At 64.3% G+C, this 22093-nt stretch carries 20 protein-coding genes; 7 read left to right on the top strand and 13 right to left on the bottom strand.

Features of this window, described 5'->3' with window-relative positions; translation table 11 throughout:
- Positions 1-146: 146 nt before the first annotated feature.
- The gene (locus AC3AYF_RS05200) at positions 147-1694 is read left to right on the top strand and encodes a DUF1266 domain-containing protein (protein WP_487779479.1); all 1548 of its coding nucleotides are present in this window, start codon (positions 147-149) and stop codon (positions 1692-1694) included.
- 263 nt (positions 1695-1957) lie between these two features.
- Positions 1958-2569 (top strand): C40 family peptidase, encoded by a 612-nt coding sequence (locus AC3AYF_RS05205; protein WP_295035108.1) that lies wholly within the window; start codon positions 1958-1960, stop codon positions 2567-2569.
- A gap of 208 nt (positions 2570-2777) precedes the next feature.
- On the opposite strand, the gene slyD is transcribed toward AC3AYF_RS05205, so the two are convergent.
- Positions 2778-3260, bottom strand: coding sequence for a peptidylprolyl isomerase (gene slyD / locus AC3AYF_RS05210; protein ID WP_110601121.1), 483 nt, complete (start codon positions 3258-3260; stop codon positions 2778-2780).
- A gap of 203 nt (positions 3261-3463) precedes the next feature.
- Here slyD and AC3AYF_RS05215 point away from each other — a divergent pair, with 203 nt between their 5' ends.
- Positions 3464-3751: a hypothetical protein gene (locus AC3AYF_RS05215; protein ID WP_295035109.1), complete on the top strand. Its 288-nt coding sequence runs from the start codon at positions 3464-3466 to the stop codon at positions 3749-3751.
- Positions 3752-3843: 92 nt separating this feature from the next.
- On the opposite strand, the gene AC3AYF_RS05220 is transcribed toward AC3AYF_RS05215, so the two are convergent.
- From AC3AYF_RS05220 to AC3AYF_RS05260, 9 genes are all read right to left on the bottom strand, one after another.
- The gene (locus AC3AYF_RS05220) at positions 3844-4830 is read right to left on the bottom strand and encodes a lipid A deacylase LpxR family protein (protein ID WP_487779476.1); all 987 of its coding nucleotides are present in this window, start codon (positions 4828-4830) and stop codon (positions 3844-3846) included.
- Between the two features lie 151 nt (positions 4831-4981).
- Positions 4982-5449, bottom strand: coding sequence for an outer membrane lipoprotein (locus tag AC3AYF_RS05225; protein ID WP_295035114.1), 468 nt, complete (start codon positions 5447-5449; stop codon positions 4982-4984).
- A gap of 143 nt (positions 5450-5592) precedes the next feature.
- A complete protein-coding gene (locus AC3AYF_RS05230) occupies positions 5593-6780 on the bottom strand; it encodes a ribosomal protein uL16 3-hydroxylase (RefSeq protein WP_487779477.1) in 1188 nt (395 codons plus the stop codon).
- A 34-nt stretch (positions 6781-6814) separates the two neighbouring features.
- Complete coding sequence (gene purB / locus AC3AYF_RS05235) at positions 6815-8179, bottom strand: adenylosuccinate lyase (protein ID WP_295035144.1); 1365 nt, start codon at positions 8177-8179, stop codon at positions 6815-6817.
- An 80-nt stretch (positions 8180-8259) separates the two neighbouring features.
- The gene (hflD, locus tag AC3AYF_RS05240) at positions 8260-8904 is read right to left on the bottom strand and encodes a high frequency lysogenization protein HflD (protein WP_295035118.1); all 645 of its coding nucleotides are present in this window, start codon (positions 8902-8904) and stop codon (positions 8260-8262) included.
- Positions 8901-10100: a tRNA 2-thiouridine(34) synthase MnmA gene (mnmA, locus tag AC3AYF_RS05245; RefSeq protein WP_295035119.1), complete on the bottom strand. Its 1200-nt coding sequence runs from the start codon at positions 10098-10100 to the stop codon at positions 8901-8903. The genes hflD and mnmA overlap by 4 nt, the downstream gene beginning before the upstream one ends.
- A gap of 208 nt (positions 10101-10308) precedes the next feature.
- Complete coding sequence (locus AC3AYF_RS05250; protein WP_295035121.1) at positions 10309-10758, bottom strand: NUDIX domain-containing protein; 450 nt, start codon at positions 10756-10758, stop codon at positions 10309-10311.
- Between the two features lie 136 nt (positions 10759-10894).
- Positions 10895-11497, bottom strand: coding sequence for a pseudouridine synthase (locus tag AC3AYF_RS05255; protein ID WP_295035122.1), 603 nt, complete (start codon positions 11495-11497; stop codon positions 10895-10897).
- Positions 11494-11778, bottom strand: coding sequence for a hypothetical protein (locus AC3AYF_RS05260; RefSeq protein ID WP_487779478.1), 285 nt, complete (start codon positions 11776-11778; stop codon positions 11494-11496). The genes AC3AYF_RS05255 and AC3AYF_RS05260 overlap by 4 nt, the downstream gene beginning before the upstream one ends.
- Here AC3AYF_RS05260 and clpS point away from each other — a divergent pair.
- Positions 11771-12106, top strand: a complete 336-nt coding sequence (gene clpS / locus AC3AYF_RS05265; protein WP_295035145.1) for an ATP-dependent Clp protease adapter ClpS — start codon at positions 11771-11773, stop codon at positions 12104-12106. The two genes, AC3AYF_RS05260 and clpS, sit on opposite strands and share 8 nt — an antisense overlap.
- Positions 12107-12218: 112 nt before the next feature.
- Entirely contained in the window at positions 12219-14483 is a 2265-nt protein-coding gene (gene clpA / locus AC3AYF_RS05270) for an ATP-dependent Clp protease ATP-binding subunit ClpA (RefSeq protein ID WP_295035123.1), read from the top strand.
- A 163-nt stretch (positions 14484-14646) separates the two neighbouring features.
- On the opposite strand, the gene infA is transcribed toward clpA, so the two are convergent.
- From infA to aat, 3 genes are all read right to left on the bottom strand, one after another.
- Positions 14647-14865 carry a translation initiation factor IF-1 gene (infA, locus tag AC3AYF_RS05275; RefSeq protein ID WP_013332816.1) on the bottom strand — a complete coding sequence of 73 codons (219 nt, stop codon included), beginning with the start codon at positions 14863-14865 and terminating at the stop codon, positions 14647-14649.
- A gap of 350 nt (positions 14866-15215) precedes the next feature.
- The gene (locus tag AC3AYF_RS05280; protein WP_295035129.1) at positions 15216-15971 is read right to left on the bottom strand and encodes an arginyltransferase; all 756 of its coding nucleotides are present in this window, start codon (positions 15969-15971) and stop codon (positions 15216-15218) included.
- Entirely contained in the window at positions 15968-16660 is a 693-nt protein-coding gene (gene aat / locus AC3AYF_RS05285) for a leucyl/phenylalanyl-tRNA--protein transferase (RefSeq protein ID WP_295035147.1), read from the bottom strand. The genes AC3AYF_RS05280 and aat overlap by 4 nt, the downstream gene beginning before the upstream one ends.
- Before the next feature lie 141 nt (positions 16661-16801).
- Between aat and AC3AYF_RS05290 the strand changes: the two genes are divergently transcribed.
- Both AC3AYF_RS05290 and AC3AYF_RS05295 read left to right on the top strand, forming a co-directional pair.
- A complete protein-coding gene (locus AC3AYF_RS05290) occupies positions 16802-18835 on the top strand; it encodes a methyl-accepting chemotaxis protein (RefSeq protein ID WP_295035131.1) in 2034 nt (677 codons plus the stop codon).
- A gap of 292 nt (positions 18836-19127) precedes the next feature.
- Positions 19128-22093, top strand: a 2966-nt coding sequence (locus AC3AYF_RS05295) for a DNA translocase FtsK (RefSeq protein WP_487779480.1), incomplete at its 3' end; no start/stop codon positions are given.

Here is a 22093-nt window from a genome sequence, read left to right on the forward strand (position 1 = left end):
AGGGGCGGGCACCGGGGACGACGGTCTCAAGAGGACTCGAGGTTGGGGCGCTGCTCTTCGGCGGATAGAATCTCCCGCCCGAATCCCTGCATGTTGGGCCGAGAACTCGACACCCGGCCAGACGGGCCTTACCAAGAAACATTAAGATCCACGAATACCAGTCGAAGTATCTCTTTCGCGCGGCCGGACTGGCCGGTCCGAATGGGCGCTTTTGTAGCACGGTCGATGAGGCCGTGGCGGCCTATGAGGAGCTCGAGACCGAGCTCTGCGTCGTCAAGGCCCAGATCCACGCGGGCGGACGCGGCAAGGCGGGGGGCGTGAAGCTCGTGCGCTCGGCGGAGGAGGCGCGGGAGGCGGCGCGTGAGTTCGTTCGACAGCACCGGGAGGATCCCGGCAGTTGGGTGTTGAGCATCGCCTCGATTCGCGATCCGGATCTGGTTCACCGTCGCTCCCTGAGCGAGCCGTTGGGACCGGACCGGATCCAGGAGGCGGAGCGCTACCTCGAGGACGTGCTGGGCCTGCGGCGGGAGGAGGGCACCGCGGGGCTGGCGAGGTTCTGGATGCCGGCCCAGGCGCATCACCTCAACCAGCTGGCCGCCGACTCCCGCCACGCCGCCGGCCGCCGGTCATCGCCGGGAGCATCGCGGCGATTGGCCGTGTGCGCGGATCATGCGGCAACGATCACGATGGCGGAGAAGTACGCGTTCTATCTGGTGATGGCGTCGGACAGCGGACGTTATTCGCCGGTCGAGATCGAGACCCTGGCGCGGTCGCTGTGCGATGTGCTGAGTCGTTTCTACCGCGATGCCGAAAGGATGCTGTCGGCATGGCAGGTCTGGGAAACCGTGCTGAGCGAGGATGAAACGCCGGACGAGGTCTCTCTGGCGGATGATATCGCCTGGCACCGGCGCGACCCCGGCTCCTCCTTCCACTGGCTGACCCCGTCACGGTCGCTGACCTGGCTCGAGCCGGGGGTACGGCCGACCCTGGCGCGATTCACGGCGATCTCGCTGGCAGGGCCGCTTAACGAAGCGCTATGGCAGGCGCCGCAGCCGTTGGCGCCGCAAGACAGAGAGGCGCTGGGAGAGTGGATAGAGCACCAGTATTCGCTGCAGGGGGCCTCGGGCCTGGTCGACTTCCTGGATTTTCTGAGCGAGGCGGGAGATCGTCAGGACTACCAGATCAACTATGCGCCCTACACGCTGAATCGCACTCGTCTGGAGGCGGAAATCGCGATTCTCGAATCGGGAGAGTGCGCGGAAGAGGACCGCGTTCATCTGATGCGGCTGAAGCACGTGCGGGACAACGCCTGTCACTGCAACGATCAGGACATGACGGCCTGGGATATCGCGCAGCTGGTGGATCTGGCGGTGGCTGGACGACAGCTCGACTGGCTCGACGAGGCCCGCCTGTCACACTATCTGGACGCCGCCATGCGCCTGGCGGAGCGCCACTACAGCAGCTGGCGGGATTATGCCGAGGGGCTGTACAGCGGCTTCGGATTCTTCATGGATGACACCCCCGAACGCGAGGCTTTCCTGCTGCGCTTCCGGGAGGCGCTCAGCGCCTGGCTGGAGGCCGAGCCGCTGTTGGCCGGCGCCTGGGCGAGTCTCGATTTTCCGGGCAGTCCCATGACGCATTGGACATCGCTTCATGTCGATATTCTTCCCGGTGAACCCCATCGTTTACATTAACGCTGTTCATTAACCGACAACACTCGCCAAAGCGTTTTCGATGGCATATGATCTCCGCTGCGCTACGTCCGCTGGAAAGAGGACGTGGCTTTTTTCTGTCCGATTGATCGATGATTCGAGCCCAATACAGGCCGTTCTGGCGGTGACACCTCGGCAAGATGTGTCACCACCACAGCGACTCCATTTCGCCGGGCGACTCCCCATGAGTCGTCGATAAGAAGGCGGCGCCCGTAACGGCTCACAGGCGAACGAGGTCGCGCTGAATGCTAAGACGCACAGCCATGGGACTGGCACTGGTGATGGTCATATCCGGTTGCTCCGCCCCGGTAAAACAACAACAGGTCAACGCGCAGTATTCACTCCCTCTGGTCAAGACTCGCACCGTCGCGGTCGACATTCCCAAGAGCGCGCCGCCGGCGCCTCAAGCGATCCAGGATTTTCGGCCGCAGCATGTCTCTCCCGCGGTGATTCGAAAGGCCCTGCTGGACGAGCATCGGCGGTGGGTCGGGACGCCTTACGTACTCGGGGGGACGACGCATCACGGTATCGACTGTTCCGCGTTGATGCAGCACGTGTTCGGAGAGGCCTTCGCTTTCGAGCTGCCGCGCACGACCGAGGAGCAGGTCCTGGAGGGCGATCGGGTTGCGGAGCAGAACCTCAAGGCAGGGGACCTGGTCTTCTTTCAGCCACCCGGACCCTACAACCATGTCGGCGTCTACGTGGGCGATGGTTACTTTCTTCACGCCTCGTCGTCCCAAGGGGTGAAGCTGTCTCGTCTCGATAACGTCTACTGGAAGCGGTACTACTGGCAGGCGCGCCGGCCGGTCGAACGTACGCAGCTGGCTCAGCGGGTCATGCTGGCCAACGAAGGTTGAGTGGGGGCAAGTCGTGCGACGGCGCTTCCGGTCGCGGGCTCGTCCCGATGCCGCTGGGGCGGGGAGCGCGGTACTCGACCGGCGAAGCATGAACAGGAAAAAGTGAATATAGAACGCCTATAAAAAGGGCAGCCGCTTGGCTGCCCTTTTTGCGTGGGGCACATCCCCACCGGTCCAATCGGCCCCCTGCGGGAGGCCGGTGCGATGATCAGTGCTCGTGACCGCCCTCGCCATGGACATGGCCATGGGACACTTCTTCTTCGGTCGCTTCGCGAACTTCGGCGATCTCGACATCGAAGTTCAGTTTCTCGCCAGCCAGGGGATGGTTGCCGTCGACCGTTACGGTGTCACCTTCCACCTTGGTCACGGTGACCATCAGCGGGCCTTCCTGGGTCTGTGCCTGAAACTGCATGCCCGGTTCGACGGCGTCGACGCCCTGGAAGGCGTCCCGCGGGACTTCCTGAACCAGCGCCGGCTGGACTTCACCGTACCCTTCGCTCGGCGCGACGGCGACCTGGAGCTTGTCACCGCTACCGTGGCCTTCGAGTTCTTTCTCGAGCCCCGGAATGATGTTGCCCGCACCGTGTAGATAGGTCAGCGGATCGCGACCTTCGGAACTGTCCAGGACTTCACCAGCATCGTTGGTCAGTGTGTAGTGGAACGCGACCACGGAGTTCTGGGCAATCTGCATCTCGAAACCTTTGCGTTTGTGCATGTCTGTCACATCCTAACGCGCCACAGCCTTTCTGTCAGGTCGCAATGACCAGGAAGTCGGCCCGGTCGAGTCCAGCCTGCCGCGAACGGCCGTTGTGATAGTTGCGCCACCCCAAGGGTGTGGTTACCCTGACTTCCACGATAGATCACCGTGATTCTGCGGCCGAGGAGAAGTTCGTCATGACCGTTTTTGTCGTTTGGCTCGTTGCCTTCGCCGTTTTTCTGTTTCTGCTGCTAAGGGCGTGGGATGGCGCCCTCGGTGGGATGATCAAGCGTCGGCTGCCGGCCCAGTTGCAGGGGGATCCCGCTCAGGATCGCTGGATCATGTCGGCGGCGCTGGCGGTACTGGGCGCGACGTTCATCATCAAGCCGGTGTCCATGCTTCTGACCCTGATTCTGCTGGCCATTGGCATTTGGGTGGGCCTGCGCGTTGCCTGCTGGGCCATGCGTAAAGCCAATCTGCACTGATGACGGAAGCGCCGGTTGCCTCGACCGGCTCGTGCGCGCCAACGGGCGGTGCTGGAGATCAGCATCGCCCGTTCTGGTTTCGAGGTCGGTGATTAGAGCCAGGTGGAGAGGGTGATCGAGCCGAACTGGTCGCCATCATCCTGCGATTCGAACTCGTGGGTGCGCCAGACGGAGCTGTAGGTCAGCTGCCAGCGATCCCAGGATACGGCGAGACCGAGCTGGGCGTCGCCCACCCAGGGGCGACGGTCGACGGAGTGGCTGTCCTCGAAGGTGGTGCCGTCGAGCAGCATGTTGTATGCCATCAGCCGACCCTCGAGATTGGCGAACACGTACCAGTTGAAGCCGCTGTCTTTTTCGAAGAAGATCCTGCTGCCTTGGGAGGGCGCCACCGCCGGCACGCCGAAGCTCTTGTCCAGCCCTTGTCCCAGGCGCATCCCGAGACCGGTCGCGCCATAGGTATAGAGATTGCCGACCGCCAGTCCGACCGACGGCCCATACTCGGCTTCCAGCCCGCCCAGCCGGCCCTGTTTCCACCAGGCGGTCTGGTAGGCGACGTTGACGAAGGGCTCGTTGTGCAACTGATTGTGCCAGCCTTCTGGTTCGTCGCTGTCCACCAGGTGGTGGAAGTTGTTCTGGACGGTATGACCGCCGGCGCCAGGGCCGACAAGGCCGACATCGAAAAAGAGACCGCTGGTGCGACGCCATCCGGTCAACTGCTGGTCATCGAACAGGGAGAGCCCGGCATAGAGAACGCCAGCGTAGGGGCGATCGTCCTCGATCAAGCGCCTCTCGTCGATGTCCTCCGGCGTGTAGATCTGTTGCCCGAAGCGGTAGGAGGCACCGTCCAGCGAGGCGGCGCTCCAGCCCGGAATCAGGTCGGCGAGGTCGCGGGTCCAGTGACCCCGATCAGGCTTGAACGACCAGTCGGCTTCGATGCCGTTGGTGTAATGACCGTCATCACCGCTGGCGAAGATATCGTTTTCCGACTTCAGCGTCAGGATGCCGTCCGCCCACGCGGTACTCGAGATGGCTGCCAGAGCCATGGCCAGGCCGGTTCGCGACCAAATGTGTCCCTTCATGTTCCGCCTTATTCCCTTAACACGAATGATGGATCTGCGGGACATACAATAGCGTACGTAAAACGGCGGGGACATAAAAAATTAGTATCACGCTAACAGAAAGCGGCGCCCAAGGGCGCCGCTGGCATATCGTCTAGCTGTCGTGGTGCTGTCAGTAAGGAGCGACGCTGACGCTCGAGCCGCTGGCGACCAGCTTGACGCGCCGGCCGACCTGCCAGTTGCGGTCCGCCTTCTGGACGACCACGACGTTCTGCCCGCTGTCCTGGCGAATCTCCAGCTCGTAGCCATCGACGCGGTCGGTGGCCTGCTGAATCTTGCTGCCGGCCACGGTACCGCCGATGGCGCCCGCCGCGGTCGCCAGGGTGCGTCCGGAGCCGCCGCCGACCTGATTGCCCAGCAAGCCGCCGATGACCGCACCGCCCAGGCTGCCCAGAACGCTCTCGCCATTGCCACCCTGAATCTGTACCGGTCGCACCGACTGGATGGTGCCGTAGCTCACGGACTGCGCCGTGCCCGCTTGATCCCCCCGATAGACGTCACCCGAGTAGGTCGAGGTATTGGTACATCCCGCCAGAGCCAGCAGGCTCATGACCAGTGCAGGGGCGATGAGTCGTTTCATGATCGATTCTCCTTAACATCCAGGTATGGCTTCGTGCCCAGTACATTAAAACAGTGTTCTAAAACTAGTCCAGTGCTAATGAACGCCGTCGGCACTGCACCCGACACGGATTGAGTGTAGGAGCCGCTGGCGATTCCTGCCTCTCACCCCTGGCGATCGCGGTCGTCCTCGGAAAAGTCCAGGCTGCCGCTGTCGACGAGAGCCGCCAGCAGACGCGCGCTGTCCGGGTGGTCGAGTGCGCTGGCATCTATACGGCCGCTCGACGCCAGTACCCGGGCCAGTTCGAGAGGACATTCGACGGCGTCTCCGTCGACGAACAGGGTAGCATTGGCCTCGTCCAGCCGGTGCCACGCGAAACGCGAGCCAAGGCTGCGAGTCAGTTCGCCGCCGCTCTCGAGCGTGGCGCGCAGCGCTGCCGGTGCGGTGGGAGAGTCCGGCGGAGCCAGCTGGTCCAGGTATTTTGGCTGGGTCATGGCACGCCCGAACCATTGCGCCATCTGGTCGGGACGATCGATGACGTCCAGCAGCAGCCTGCGCACGCGGGCCACGGCCTGCTCGTCCAGCTCGCCAGGGGCGAACGGGGGTTGCAGGTCGGGATCGGCGTAGCGCTGGCTGTCGCCGAGCTGTTCACCGATATAGTCGGCGAAGGAGGTGACGATCTCGTCGGCGGAAGGGGCCCGGAAACCGATCGAGTAGGTCAGGCAATCCTCGGCTTCGCTGACACCGTGATGCGCGACGCCCGGCGGGAGGTAGAGCATGTCGCCCGGCTCGAGCACCCACTCCTGATCGGCCTGCACGGTGAAGTCTTCGAGGATGCGCAGGTCGATCCCTGGGATCAAGCGGGCACTCGCGCCGGGGCTGCCGCCCAGCTGCCAGCGCCGGCGTCCGCTGGCCTGGAGTAGAAAGACGTCGTACTGGTCGACGTGCGCGCCCACGCTGCCGCCAGGCGGCGCGTAGCTGCCCATGATGTCGTCGAGCCGCCAACTGGGCAGAAAATCGAAGGACTCCAGCAGCTCGGCGACCTCTGGCACATAGTGGTCCACCGCCTGCACCAGCAGCGACCAGCCGCTGGCGGGCAGGCGAGCGAAGGTGTCCTCGTCGAACGGTCCGTGGCTGACCTGCCACGCCTTGTCTGGTCCCTGCTCCTCCACCAGCCTGGCCTCGACTCCCTCTTCACAGGCGAGACCCGCCAGATCGTCCGGCTCCAGGGGCGAGACGAAGTCGGGAAACGCACCGCGTATCAGCAGCGGCGATTTCTGCCAGTGCTGGCTGAGAAACTGGGCGGGGGTGAGACCGCCCAGCAGCGTGCGTGGCTTGTTGGCTGACGTCATGTCGATCTCCTGGACGAAAACGTGCGTAGCGCCTTCAGAGCGCCTTGGCCTGATCGATGGCGTTACCGATGTAAGTTGCCGGTGACAGGGCCTTGAGTTCGGTCTTCACCTCGTCCGGCAGCGCCAGCGTATCGATGAAGGCGGCAAAGCCGGCCTGGTCGATGCGCTTGCCGCGGGTCAGCTCCTTGAGCTTCTCGTAGGGCTTCTCGATCCCGTAGCGGCGCATGACCGTCTGGATCGGCTCGGCCAGCACCTCCCAGCTCTGGTCGAGATCGTCGTCGAGACGCTGTGGGTTGGCTTCCAGCTTGCCGATGCCCTTGAGTGCCGCTTCGTAGGCGATCAGGCCATAGGCCAGGCCGACTCCGAGGTTGCGCAGCACGGTAGAGTCGGTCAGGTCGCGCTGCCAGCGGGAGATGGGCAGTTTTCGCGCCAGGTGGTCGAGCAGTGCGTTGGCCAGCCCCAGGTTGCCCTCGGAGTTCTCGAAGTCGATCGGGTTGACCTTGTGGGGCATGGTGGAGGAGCCGATCTCGCCGGCGACGGTGCGCTGCTTGAAGTAGCCGAGCGAGATGTAGCCCCACACGTCGCGATCGAAATCGATCAGGATGGTGTTGAAGCGGCTGATGGCATCGAACAGCTCGGCGACGTAGTCATGCGGTTCGATCTGGGTGGTATAGGGATTGAACGTGAGTCCGAGCGACTCGACGAAGGCGCGGGCATTCTCGGCCCAATCCACTTCCGGATACGTCGCCAGGTGCGCGTTGTAGTTGCCGACGGCACCATTGATCTTGCCCAGCAGCTCGACGGAGGCTATCTGCTTGAGCTGGCGCTGCAGGCGATAGGCGACGTTGGCCATCTCCTTGCCCAGCGTGGTGGGGCTGGCGGTCTGGCCGTGCGTTCGCGACAACATCGGCTGTTCGGCATGCTCGTGGGCCAGTCGGGCGATCGCATCATGGACCGCCTGCATCGTCGGCGTCAGGGCATCGAGGCCGTCACGCATCATCAGTGCGTAGGACAGGTTGTTGATGTCCTCGCTGGTACAGGCGAAGTGCACGAACTCCGTGATCGCGTGGAGCTCAGGCTGATCGGCGATGGCCTCCTTGATGAAGTACTCGACCGCTTTCACGTCGTGGTTGGTGGTGCGCTCGATGATCTTGATGCGCTCGGCATCGGTCACCGAGAACTCCCTCACCAGCTTGTCCAGAAAGGCCTGCGCTTCGGCGGAAAGCGGCGGCACCTCGGCGATGCCGGGGTGGGCCGCCAGACGTTCCAGCCAGCGCACCTCGACGGTAACGCGCGCCCGGATCAGTCCGAACTCGCTGAAATGTTCGCGCAGCGGGGCGGCCTTGGCGGCGTAGCGGCCGTCGACGGGGGAAAGAGCGGTCAGTGCGGAGAGTTCGATCATCGTGGATTCCCGGGACATCGCGCGAGCAGGCAGCTCGCGATTGAGAGATTCGTGCGGCTCAATTCATCGGCTCGACGTCAGTGGCCGTCGAGTTCGCGCAGCGTGCGCTTGATGGCGCCGCGCTGGAAGATCAGGCGCCAGCGGCGTCCCCCTTGCTGGTGCCAGAGCAGGGCGAAGCGAACGCCGGCGAGCAGGGCCGTGCGTATGCGTTCCGGCATCATTCGACTCTGCAGCAAACTGGGCTCTCCCTGTACCACGATCCGATAACGGAAGGTGGAGAGCGTTTCCTGGTAGAGCTCGCCGAGGCTCGCGATCACGTTCTCGTGCGTTTCGCTGAAGTGCTCGGCCTGGCCCTGGACACGCCCCAGCCGTTGGCCGAGTGTGTTCATCATGGCGCTGTCCTTGCGCAGTTTCTGCATCAGCAACACCATTGAAAAGCCGTAGCGCATGACGGCCGGTTGCGCGCTCTGGCGTGACATGACCGCCAGCAGCGTGTCGATGCCCAGGCGCAGGTTGTTGTGGTGGCCGCCGTAGATCGACTCGAAACTGGGCGGATCGGTGTCCAGCGTGGCGTGGATCAGGGTATTCCAGGCGCGCTCGTCGCACTGCCCCGTGCGGGCCAGTTGATCGACCACGGACGCCGCCTGGAACACGCCGGCCAGGGCCAGTGCCTGTCGGCCGTTGCTATCGAGCGGTGCCGATTGAATGGGCGTCGGGTTCATGCCGAGCGCTGGCTCCCTGTCATGGCGGTGGGGGTGTTGGTGAGTTCCGCGACGGCCGCGCCATCGGCGGTTCCGGTGGCGCGAATGACAGCGCCGCCCAGGCAGATTTCGCCATCGTAGAGCACCAGCGACTGGCCCGGGGTGACGGCCCGCTGCGGCTCATCGAACCGAACCTCGAGTTCGCCATCGGCCAGCAGCGTCACCTCGCAGGGAACGTCGCGCTGGCGATAGCGGGTCTTGGCGCTCAGGCGTGACGCTCCCGGAGGCGTTCCCGCGATCCAGGCTGCCGGTTCGCAGTAGACGGTATCGCTGTAGAGCAAGGGGTGTTCGCCCTGAGCGACGATGAGAACGTTGCGCTCGAGATCCTTGGCGGCGACGAACCACGGATCCTCGCTGTGGTTCCTGAGCCCGCCGATGCCCAGGCCACGTCGTTGGCCCAGGGTGTAGTACATCAGGCCCGTATGCTCGCCGATCACGTCGCCTTCGGGCGTTTCGATCCGCCCGGGCTGTGCGGGGAGGTACTGCTTGAGAAAGTCACTGAACCGGCGCTCGCCGATGAAACAGATCCCGGTGGAGTCCTTCTTGCTCGCCGTCGCCAGGCCGTGACGCTCCGCCAAGGCCCGCACCTGCGGTTTCTCCAGCTCGCCGACGGGAAACAGTGTCCTGTCGATGGCGGCACCGGGAACCGCATGCAGGAAATAGCTCTGATCCTTGTTGCCGTCCAGCCCCTTGAGCAGTTGGGCTCGACCGTTCCCGTCGCGGCCTTTTCTCACGTAGTGGCCGGTCGCGATCAGGTCGGCACCGAGCATCTCGGCGTAGTCGAGGAAGACTTTGAACTTGATCTCGCGGTTGCACAGGATATCCGGGTTGGGGGTGCGCCCGGCCTGATACTCGGCGAGGAAGTGCTCGAAGACGTTGTCCCAGTATTCGGCGGCGAAGTTGGCCGTATGCAGCTTGATCCCGAGGGTCCCGCAGACCGCCTCGGCGTCCGCCAGGTCTGCCATGGCCGTGCAGTACTCGGTGCCGTCGTCCTCGTCCCAGTTCTTCATGAACAGGCCCTCTACGTGGTATCCCTGCTCGAGCAACAGCAGGGCAGTCACGGAAGAGTCGACGCCGCCCGACATGCCGACGATGACTGTCGGGGGGGCTTCGCTGAGTGCGTGCACGGTATCGCTGGTTGCGCTGGCTGTGGTCATGGCGATTTCCGGGGCAGGTGAGGGCGGGCCGTGAGACCCGGCTCGCCAGTGGCGATGCCCGGCGAGCTTGCAGGATCCGAATCATTGGCCCGACTCGAAAATGAGCGGCCCGCGATTATAGCCGAAAGCGGGGGATCGCATCGAGTCCTGCGCAATTTCCCGGAGGGTGGGGGTGTCGCGACACGGTTGCTGCCGATCCGCTTCCCGCTCAGCGCTCGCGAATGACCTCGAGCGGATAGCGGCGGCCGTCGCGGGTGTCGCGCAGCCGCTGCATCACGACCGGGCTGCGCAGACGGTGGCTGCGGTCGAGATCGTCGATCTCGTCGAAGGTGAGCCAGTGGGTGCCGATGATGCCTTTGTCCAGCGCATTGCCCAGATGGGCCAGCGGCAGGCTGAGAAACGCATGGCTGTGGAAGGTGAGGCCGTCCGGCGTCTGGTGGACGTAGAGCCCCAGATAGTCGGTGATGGCGACCTGCCAGGCCGACTCTTCGCGCACTTCCCGCTCGGCGGCCGCGATCAGGCGCTCACCCCGTTCCAGATGGCCTGCGGGTTGATTGAATAGGCTGAACGGGCCGCCGCGGTCCTCCTCCACCATCAGGTAACGGCCTGCTCGCTCCACTACCACCGCAACGGTCACGCGAGGCGTCCAACGGTTCATGTCATCATTCTCCCGACTCGATGCTCTGCCCTCGACACCCGGCCGCGGGACCCCAGCCGATCATACCCGGTCTACGCCAATTCGAAAGCCCGCTATCGGCAACCACATGCCGGATGTCTGGGCACGGCAGCGCGCTTCAGCGCTTGCGGGAGGAGGCCGGGCGCCGGTTCGTGTCGCGCGCGGGCATGCGCCGGGGGACGTTCACCGTCTCGCTGCGCCAGTGACCCGACGGCAGGCCGTCGAGCCGCCACGGGCCGATTCCGACGCGGATCAGGCGCAGGGTCGGATGGCCCACGTGTGCGGTCATTCTGCGTACCTGGCGGTTGCGCCCCTCGCGCAGTTCGATCTCCAGCCAGGTCGTCGGCACCGACGCCCGGTAACGCACGGGCGGATCGCGGGGCGGCGGTTCCGGTTGCGCGAGCCTTCTGATCCTGACCGGGCGAGTCGGCCCGTCGTTCAAGGTAACGCCTTCGCGAAGCGCCTTCAGCGCCTGCTGGTCCGGTTCGCCTTCCACCTGGATCCAGTACTGCTTGGGCAGCTTGTGACGCGGATCGCTGATGCGATGGATCAGGGCGCCGTCATCGGTCAGCAGCAGCAGTCCCTCCGAGTCGTAATCCAGGCGACCGGCGGGATAGACGCCGGCCACGTCGAGATAGTCGGCCAGCGTCGGCCGGCCCTGGGCGTCGGTGAACTGGCAGAGAACGTTGTAGGGTTTGTGCAGCAGGTAGATTCGGCTCATGTCGGGCCTTCCGCGTTGGCCGTGGGCCGGTTCCGGGGCGCGACCGGGGCGTCTCCCCGTGGCAGATGCCGCCGATCGAGACTATTTTCAGGGAAGGCTTGCATACGGGCCCCATCGGCCGCATCTTCAAGGAACTTCGGGTCTTCAACGGTATCCAATACCTTACCGAGTCCCGGCTTGTCGTATCCGAGCCGATGCATCCAGGGATTCATCCTTACTATGTCAGAAATCTTGAATAGCTTGTCGCCTTGCCTCGCCAGGGAGCCGGCCTGCATGGGCATGTCGCGGCCTCCCGATCCTGAACGCGAGGAGCAGGGCGATGTTGCCGAACAGGTGTCGGATCCGCAACTGGCGCCGCCGCCCATGTACAAGGTCGTGCTCTACAACGACGACTACACGCCGATGGAGTTCGTCGTCGAGGTACTGCAGCGATTCTTCGCCATGGATAGCGAGAAGGCGGTCCAGATCATGCTGGCCGTCCACACCCAGGGGAAGGCGACCTGCGGCATCTTCACCCGTGACGTGGCGGAAACCAAGTGTCACCTCGTCAACGAATATGCGAAAGAGTGCGAGCATCCTCTCATGTGCGACGTGGATGCCGCAGAGTAGATGGCGGACACACATCGTCGACGCTTTTGTCTTCGAAGACTTGCGAAACCGCTGTTTGTGCCCGATTGTGAAAGTGCCGACCGACGCCCTCAGTGGCTAAAAGGGGACTGCCATGTTGAGTAAAGAACTTGAACTCACCCTGAACACGGCCTTCACCGTGGCGCGCTCCAAGCGACACGAGTTCATGACCGTGGAGCACTTGCTGCTGGCGCTTCTCGATAATGCCTCGGCAGCCGATGTGCTGAACGCCTGTGGGGCGAATCTGGAAAAGCTTCGTGCCGATCTGCAGGACTTCATCAACTCTACGACCCCGCTGATTCCCGAGGACCAGGAGGATCGGGAGACCCAGCCGACGCTTGGCTTCCAGCGCGTGCTTCAGCGCGCCGTCTTCCATGTTCAATCCTCCGGCAAGAGCGAGGTGACCGGCGCCAACGTGCTGGTGGCGATCTTCTCCGAGCAGGAGAGCCAGGCGGTCTACTTCCTCAAGCAACAGAGCGTGGCGCGGGTGGATGCGGTCAACTACATCGCCCACGGCATTTCCAAGGTTGCCGGCCATGGCCAGTCCCAGCAGCCCTCCCAGGAGTCCGAGGAGGGTGAAGAGGCGGCGACCGAAAACGGCCAGAACCCGCTGACCAGCTACGCCACGAACCTCAACGACCAGGCCCGCCTGGGCAAGATCGATCCGCTGATCGGGCGCGATCACGAGCTGGAGCGCGTGGTGCAGATCCTGGCCCGGCGCCGCAAGAACAACCCCTTGCTGGTTGGCGAGGCCGGCGTCGGCAAGACCGCCATCGCCGAAGGGCTGGCCAAGCGCATCGTCGAGGAGGACGTGCCCGACGTGATTGCCGATGCCGTCGTCTACTCGCTGGACATGGGGGCGCTGTTGGCGGGCACGAAGTACCGCGGCGATTTCGAGAAGCGGCTGAAGGGACTGCTGGCCGAGCTGCGCAAGCAGGACAACTCGATCCTGTTCATCGACGAGATTCACACGGTCATCGGTGCCGGGGCCGCATCCGGCGGTGTCATGGATGCCTCCAACCTGCTCAAGCCGCTGCTCTCCTCCGGCGAGTTGCGCTGCATCGGTTCGACCACGTTCCAGGAGTTCCGCGGCATCTTCGAGAAGGATCGGGCGCTGGCGCGCCGCTTCCAGAAGGTCGATGTGCCGGAGCCGACCGTCGAGGACACCATCCGTATCCTCAAGGGGTTGCGTGGCCGTTTCGAGGAGCATCATCAATTGAAGTACACCGATGCGGCGCTGGAGAGTGCCGCCCGGCTGGCGGATCGCTACATCAACGATCGTCACCTCCCGGACAAGGCGATCGACGTGATCGACGAAGCGGGGGCGCATCAGCGGCTGCTGCCGCCGGAAGCCCGCATCGCCACGATCGATGTCGATCAGGTCGAGGCGGTAGTGGCGTCCATCGCGCGGATTCCGCCGAAGAGCGTCTCCAGCTCAGACCGCAAGCTGCTCTCCAACCTGGATCGCGACCTGAAGATGCTGGTGTTCGGCCAGGACGAAGCGATCACCAGCCTGTCGGCGGCGATCAAGCTGTCCCGGGCCGGACTCAAGTCGCCGGACAAGCCGGTGGGCAGCTTCCTGTTCGCCGGCCCGACCGGTGTCGGCAAGACCGAGGTCGCTCGGCAGCTGTCGCACCTGATGGGCATCGAGCTGGTGCGCTTCGACATGTCCGAGTACATGGAGCGTCACACGGTGTCGCGTCTCATCGGGGCGCCCCCGGGCTATGTCGGTTACGACCAGGGCGGCCTGCTGACCGAGGCGATCACCAAGCAGCCTCACTGCGTGCTGCTGCTCGACGAGATCGAGAAGGCGCATCCGGAGGTCTTCAATCTGCTGTTGCAGGTCATGGACCACGGCCGTCTGACCGATAACAACGGCCGCGAGGCGGACTTCCGGCATGTGATCGTGATCATGACGTCCAACGCCGGTGCCGAGCAGATCTCGCGTCGCTCGATCGGCTTCCAGACCCAGGATCACTCGACCGATGGCATGGAGGTGATTCGTCGGACCTTCACGCCGGAGTTCCGCAATCGTCTGGACGGGATCATCCAGTTCCACGGTCTCGAACCCTCCATCGTGCGCAACGTCGTCGACAAGTTCCTGGTCGAGCTGCAGGCACAGCTCGACGAGAAGCGGGTGCAGCTCGATGTCGATGACGACGCCCGCGTCTGGCTGGCCGAGAAGGGGTACGATCCGGAAATGGGGGCTCGTCCGATGGCCCGAGTCATTCAGGAGAAGCTCAAGAAGCCGTTGGCCGAGATGATCCTGTTCGGCGACCTGGCCGAGAATGGCGGCATCGTGCACGTTCGGGTCGACAACGACGAGTTGCAGCTCGAGACCGAAGCCGAGATCGCCTGATATCCGGTCGCAGCAAGACGACAACGCCTCGCCATGGCAACATGGCGAGGCGTTTTTGGATTCGTACCATCTCTGGTTGCCCGCCTGACGAAGATGGGGGTGTCAGGCGTTGGTAAGGGCGGGAAGCCGTTCGGGCAGGGCGGAGCCGGGACAGGCTCGCGAGTTAGCGAGAGCGGTAGACGATACGCCCTTTGGAGAGGTCGTAGGGGGTCAACTCGACCTTGACCTTGTCGCCGGTCAGGATGCGGATGTAGTTCTTGCGCATTTTGCCGGAGATGTGTGCGGTCACGACGTGACCGTTCTCCAGTTCAACGCGGAACATGGTGTTGGGAAGCGTGTCGACCACGACGCCTTCCATTTCGATATGATCTTCTCGTGCCATATAGGCGATCCCTCTTGAACGTGTTGAGAACGGGGCTTGGTGTGAGGGCCTGACACGGCGCCTCGCGGTTGGCGATCGACGTGGAATACCGCGAAAGGCACGGGTGCCGTTCACGTCATCATCGAGCCAGCCCGCCCTTGGGCCTCTGAAGTGCGCGATATTATGGGCTATCTCGCCAGGGAAGGCAAAAATCCGCTGCAAATCGAATGGGCCCCGGCCTCTGGTCGGCCAGTGAACGCCCGAGCCTTGGTGAGCGGATCCAGCGCCACCGAATACTCCAGGCACCCACCGCATGGCCGCGTGAGTGCCGTGAATTCACGGTCCCGGCGCGATACGTCTGCGTGTCGCCATCACAGCGCCTTGGCGGGGACCATGCGTTGCCAGCGCCCCCCATTGAGGTACTCCAGCGGTTGATAGTCCTGCTTGTACTGCATCTTCTGGCAGGCGCGTATCCAGTAGCCGAGATAGAGATGGGGTAATCGGCGTTCACGCGCCAGCTCGATCTGGCTGAGTATGGCGAAGCTGCCGAGCGAGCGTCGTTCGAAGATCGGGTCGGGATCGAAAAACGTATAGATCGCGGAGAGCCCGTGGCCCAGGCAGTCGGTAGCGGCCACCGCCATCAGATGGTCGCCCAGCCGAAACTCCAGCAATTTGGCAAAGGGGTGTGCCTGGGTCAGGAACATCCGGTACTGCTCGCGGCTCGGAGGAAACATGTCGCCATCCGCATGCCGGGCGCGAATGTAGCGGGCATACAGCGAGTAGTGCTGCTCGTCGAATGTCGTCGGTCGCAGCCGCGTGGTCAGGTCCCGGTTGCGATTGATCAGTTTGCGTTGGGTCCGGCTGGGCGCGAAGTCCTCGACCGGAATTCTGACGGAGGTGCAGGCGCTGCAGGCCTCGCAGTGGGGGCGATAGAGATTGCTGCCACTTCGTCGGAAGCCCAGCAGGGTGAGGGCGTCATAGACTTCGGGCGCCACGGTTTCCTCGGGGTCGAGAAACAGCGTGGTCGCCTCCCTTCCCTTCAGATAACTACAGGGGTGGGGCACCGTCAGGAAGAAACGAAGATCGCGTGCCTGACGCTGCGGGTTGTTCGCATTGTCGCTGCTCACGGTGGCTCCGTTGGCCAGAGGCCGGCCGGGGTGGGTGCATGGACATTTTGTTCAAGATAGCCGATGAAGCGCTCGCGGGCGATGTCTCTGGCACCCATGCTGGCCAGGTGGGGAGTGTGCATCTGACAGTCGATCAGGGCGAAATCGTGATGCTGGAGTCGCCGCGCCAGCTGTACCAGGGCGACTTTCGAGGCGTCGGGTACGCGGCTGAACATCGACTCCCCGAAGAAGATGCGACCGATCGACAGGCCGTAAAGGCCGCCCACCAGTGTTTCCGCCTGCCAGACCTCGACGCTGTGCGCGTGCCCCATGCGGTGAAGGTCAAGATAGGCCTGTCGCATGGCGTCGTCGATCCAGGTTCCTTCCGCATCCGCGCGAGTCTCCGCGCAGGCGGCGATGACTCGTCCGAAGGCGTGGTCGAACGTTACCGTGAAGCCACCATTGCGAAGCCGCTTGGCCAGACTCCTGCGGACCCGTATCTCTTCGGGGAAGAGCACCATGCGTGGATCGGGAGACCACCACAGGATCGGCTGGCCCTCTGCATACCAGGGAAAGACGCCCTGGCGGTAGGCGCACAACAGCCAGTCCGGTGTCAGTCCGCCCCCCGCGGCCAGCAGGCCGTGCGGTTCATCAAGCGCTTGGGAAACCGGTGGAAAGGCGACGAGGTGAGGAGGTAGCCAGGGCAGCATGCAGGGACCTGATGGGAGAGCGGTCCACAGCATATCAAACACCGGAGCGATGGTTCTCGCCATCTCTTCGCTGAAAGTGGCATCAAGAATTTGCCGACCTGCGCCGATAGATTCACGACTCCTCAAATTGTGGAAAGAATCATGGCAGCACTCCGACAGCGTCTTCGCCATGCCAGTATCGGCACCAAACTGGCCATTATCGTCGCTTTATTGCAGGTCGTCGTACTCATGGGGCTGGCTTTCGCCATGGCCCAGGCAAGCACATCGCAACTGCGCGAGGCCACGACCCACGAGTTGAAGACCCAGCAGGAGTCGGTCTCCGCCATGCTGTCGCTGTTCGATTACAGCCTCCAGCAACAGGCGGACCGGTTCCTCAATATCTTCTCGGACCAGTATTCGGGGCGGTTCGCGCTGAGCCCGGATCAGCGCGTCGAGGTCTCCGGACGCCAGACCCCGACCCTCAGGGACGGGCTCGAGGTGCTCAACGACAACACCTGGAAGCTCGATCGTTTCAGCGCGCAGACCGGCACGCCAGCGACGATCTTCGCGCGTGACGGTGACGACTTCGTGCGCATCGCGACCTCTCTCAAGGACCAGAACGGCAAGAGGGCGATGGGGACACTGCTCAACCGGGAATCCAAGAGTTACGCCAAGCTGATGGCGAACCAACCCTATATCGGACTCGCCAAGCTCTTCGGCACCTCCTACATCACCAAATATCAGCCGATACAGGATGGCGACGGCAAGGTGGTCGGCGCGCTGTTCGTGGGCGTCGACATCAGCGCCGAGATGGGCCAGGTCCAGAACCGCATCCGTGCGATGGGGATCGGCAGCGCCGGCTACACCATGCTGATTTCGGCCGCCGGTGATCGCAAGGGCGAGGTCATCGCGGGAGGCCCCTTGGAAGGACAGAACCTGTTGAATTCCGCAGACGCCGATGCCTTCGCGCCACTGTTCGATCAGGCCTCCGGCGAGATCAGCTATGTCTCCGGCAGCGGCGACCAGCGCCTGGCGCTGTACTCCCGCTATCCCGAGTGGCAGTGGATCATCGTGGGCTCGGTGTCGGTCAACGAGATCGAAGCCGGTGTCATCGCCGCGCGCGATCGCTTCCTGCTGATCGCCCTGGTGCTGGCGGCGGCGTTGAGTCTGACGCTCTACTGGATCGCCAAGCGGCTGGTCACGAAACCGATGAATCGTGCCGTCGGCCTGGCCCAGGCGCTGGCGGAAGGGGATCTGTCCCAGCGAATCGAGACGCGTCGTCGCGACGAGATCGGCCAGCTGGTCGGGGCCATGAACGGTATCGGCGATGGCCTCGAGCGCATCGTTGGGCAGGTGCGTCACGCGGTCGTGCAGACCGAGAGCCACACCCAGGAGCTGGCTTCGGGGAATGCCGAGCTCTCCTCGCGTACCGAGTCCCAGGCGGCGAGCCTCGAACAGACCGCCGCCAGCACCGAAGAGATCAACGCGACCGTGCGCCAGAACACACAGCGAGCGCAGGAGAGCGACGAGCAGACCCGACGCACCGTGCTGGCGGCGGGGGAGGCCCAGAGCACGGTCGAAGCCACGTCGGAAGCCATGCAGCGCATCGTCGGGATGGCGAAGCAGATATCCGAGGTGGTCGGTGTGATCGATGGCATCGCCTTCCAGACCAACCTGCTTGCGCTGAATGCGTCCGTCGAGGCCGCCAGGGCCGGCGAGCATGGCAGGGGCTTCGCCGTGGTCGCGCAGGAGGTGCGGGGCCTGGCGGAACGCTGCTCGACCTCGGCGCAGGAGATCAAGGCGCTGATCGGGCGTACCGTCGACGAGGTCGACAACGGCAACCTTCGGGCCGCGGAGGCGGGGCAGCGAGTTTCGGAGATCGTGTCGCAGGTCGAGCGCATCAGTACGCTGATCTCCGAGATCCGGCTGGCGTCCGAAGAGCAGTCCCACGGTATCGAGCAGATCAATCTGGCCATTTCGCAGATCGACGAGACCACCCAGAGCAATGCGGCGCTGGTTCGTCAATCCAGCGCGTCGACTCAGCAGTTGAACGAGCAGAGCCGGCGGCTGGCCGAGACCGTATCGGTGTTCCGGCTGCGTGACGGCCAGGCATTCGACCGGCATGAACCGGCTCTCTCTGGCCCTGCGACCGGTCTGACACGACACGCGAGCTCCGAGGAGCCGCTGCCGGCTTGATCCGGCGCCGCCGAATCGGTCGACGCCCCATGCAACCCGCGCCCCCTGTGATGTCGGCGCGGGCCCCGGTATGATGGCGGGTTGAAAGCACCGGACCCGCCACGGGTTCGGTCATTGATCGCCAATGCCGCGAGCGGAATGGAATGCCGCCAGCGGCAAGGCAGTTGACTGCGCTACGCCACGCCAGACCGGGCGCGAGGGGGTTGATCATTTGAGTGCCAAGAGTTCGGCCAAGAAGAGCCGTCGTTCATCAACGCAAGCGCAAGCCAGGGAGCAGGCGCGCCACGTGATCATGCGCCTGCAGGGCGTGACTCGCGAGGGCGCCGTGATTCTGCTGCTCGCCATCTGCGTATTTCTGCTGTTGGCGCTGTTCAGCTATACACCGACGGATCCGGGATGGTCGCACAGCGGGCCGGACCAGTCGGTTTCGAACTGGATGGGCAAGATCGGCGCCTGGCTGTCCGATGTGCTCTATTCGCTGTTCGGCGCCAGCGCGCTCTGGTGGCCGGGCATGTTCGGACTGGGCGCCTGGCGACTGATGCGTCAGACCCAGGTCCAGATAGCCTGGGATCCGATGGCGCTGGCCGTCCACACCGGCGGGCTGCTGCTGTTGCTGATGAGCACGACCACGCTGGGCGACCTCCACTTCTACAGTGCCGTCAGTGATCTCCCCAACCAGGCGGGGGGCATTCTCGGGCGTGGCATTGCCAATTCACTGACCGCCCTGGTGGGGGTGCGAGGGACCACCCTGATCGCCATCGCGGCATTCATGTCGGGCTTCACGTTGTTCACCGGCATGTCATGGTTGACGGTGATGGACGAACTCGGCAGTTCGTTGAATCGGCTGTTTCACTGGACGAAGTCGCGCGCGAGCGAGCGCCGCGAGGCGCGGGAGAGCCGGCGGCTCGACAAGGCTGCGGCCGAGCCGGCCAGCCACGCTCGCCCTGACGATCGACCCGATGCGGCCGTGGCGGAAGAGGAAGAGGAAGAAAAGCCTGCCAGGACCGCCTGGTGGGCCAAGTGGCTGCCATGGCACAAGGCGCCCGACCTGGAACGGTGGGATGACGACGAGCTGGAGCGTTCGTATCAGTCGCGCCAGGAGCCGGGCTGGGAAAATGTCGTCGGCGCGGCGGAGGGCTCGGAGCGTCGGGACACCTCGATGTGGCGCCACGATGGCCGGACCGATATCCCCTGGGACGTCCCGGCGCGAACCCCCTCCGCCAAGCGCCCGGAGGCATCCTACACCGCTCGTCAGCAGCGCGACGAATCCCGCGAGCCGACGTTGGGACGTCTGCCAGGCGCCGACGCCGATGCGCCATCCCGGGGGGCAGCGCGTGGCGAACTGAGCCGGCCGTCGTCTTCCGACCCGGCGATGCCGGGCCGGATATCGGCAACCGACGATTCGGCGGTCACGCCCGCGACCTCGTCGGCATTGACGGCCGCGGCGACGCCAGCCGATTCGGAGGCCGAATCGGCAGCTCGATCGGAAAGGACGCCTTTCCGCGCCGACGTCACACGTCGGCGAATACCCGACGCCTTCCAGGCACCGGCCGACGACATTCCGCCCTCGCCAACTGATGCTGCCGACACGGCAGCCCCGTCGAACGCGGCGACGCGCGGCGACGTCGATGGCCGTCGCCCCGAACCGCCGGTCAACGGCGTCTCGGCGCATGACGACGATGCGCCGGTCCAGCAGTGGGGAATTCGCGCCGAGCGTAACGATCCGGTCCCGGATCGGGGCCCGACCACGCCCCGGCCTGACGACGAACCCGATGCGCCGACCCAGGGCCTGCCCGCGAGCGAACCGGAAGGGCTGGAGCGCCGGCGCGCCGGTGTCGACTGGAGCGATATCGAAGCGGAGAGTGGCGAGATTCCGGCGGACCCGGCGCTATCGTCACCGCCGAATCGCGAGGCGCGACCCCTCGAGTGGGCTTCGCGGCAGCGTCAGGAGCCGAGCTTCGAAATCGCCGACGATGACCGCGAGGACGTGGCTGGCTCGGTTTCGCCAGAGCGTCAGCCGCCGGTCCCGCCATCGCCCGGCGTCGCTCGTCCCGATCCGGCGACACCGGCCGCTCCGATTGCGGCGCCCAGCGGCGAAGGCCCGCTGGCCACCGCGGATCAGGCCAGGGCGGCTGCCGAGGATCAACCGACGCTGTGGACCGTCGAGCATCTGCAGAGCCAGCGCCCGGTGATGGACGATCTGCCGGAGCCGAGCGGTAACCTGCCGTCGATTCGTTTGACCACGCCCGCCGATCCCGAGCAGCCGAACTACTCGCCGGAGCAGTTGGAGGACATGGCCGAACTGCTCGAGATGCGGCTTCGCGAATATGGCGTCAAGGCGGAGGTGGTGGAGACCTGGCCGGGGCCGGTCATCACCCGTTTCGAAATCCGTCCGGCGGCTGGGGTGAAGGTTTCCAAGATCAGCAACCTGGCCAAGGACTTGGCGCGCTCGCTAATGGTCAAGAGCGTGCGCGTGGTCGAGATCATTCCCGGCAAGCCGACCGTGGGGATCGAGATCCCCAACCCGCATCGGGCGATGATTCGCATTCGCCAGGTGCTGGATTCGGATGTCTATCAGCATGCCGAATCGCCGGTGACACTGGCGCTCGGGCACGATATCGGCGGCAAGCCGGTGGTCGCCAACCTCAACAAGATGCCCCATCTGCTGGTTGCCGGCACCACCGGCTCCGGCAAGTCGGTGGGGATCAATACCATGCTGGTGTCGATGCTGCTCAAGGCGACCCCGGACGAGGTCCGGATGATCATGGTCGACCCCAAGATGCTGGAGCTTTCGGTCTACGACGGCATTCCGCATCTGTTGGCACCGGTCGTGACCGACATGAAGGAGGCGGCCAACGCATTGCGCTGGTGTGTCGCCGAGATGGAGCGACGCTACAAGCTCATGGCGGCGATGGGCGTTCGTAACATCGCCGGCTTCAATGCCAAGCTCGACGAAGCCGAGAGTCACGGCGCCCAGGTTCAGGACCCGTTATGGGAGCCGCAGCCTTGGGAGATGCACCAGCAGCCGCCGACGCTGGCGAAGCTGCCTTACATCGTCGTGGTGATCGACGAGTTCGCCGACATGTTCATGATCGTCGGCAAGAAGGTCGAGGAGCTGATCGCGCGACTGGCCCAGAAGGCGCGTGCGGCGGGCATTCACCTGATCCTGGCCACCCAGCGGCCGTCGGTCGACGTGGTGACCGGGCTGATCAAGGCCAACATCCCGACACGCATGGCGTTCCAGGTCTCGTCCAAGAT

This window comes from Salinicola sp., assembly GCF_982684285.1.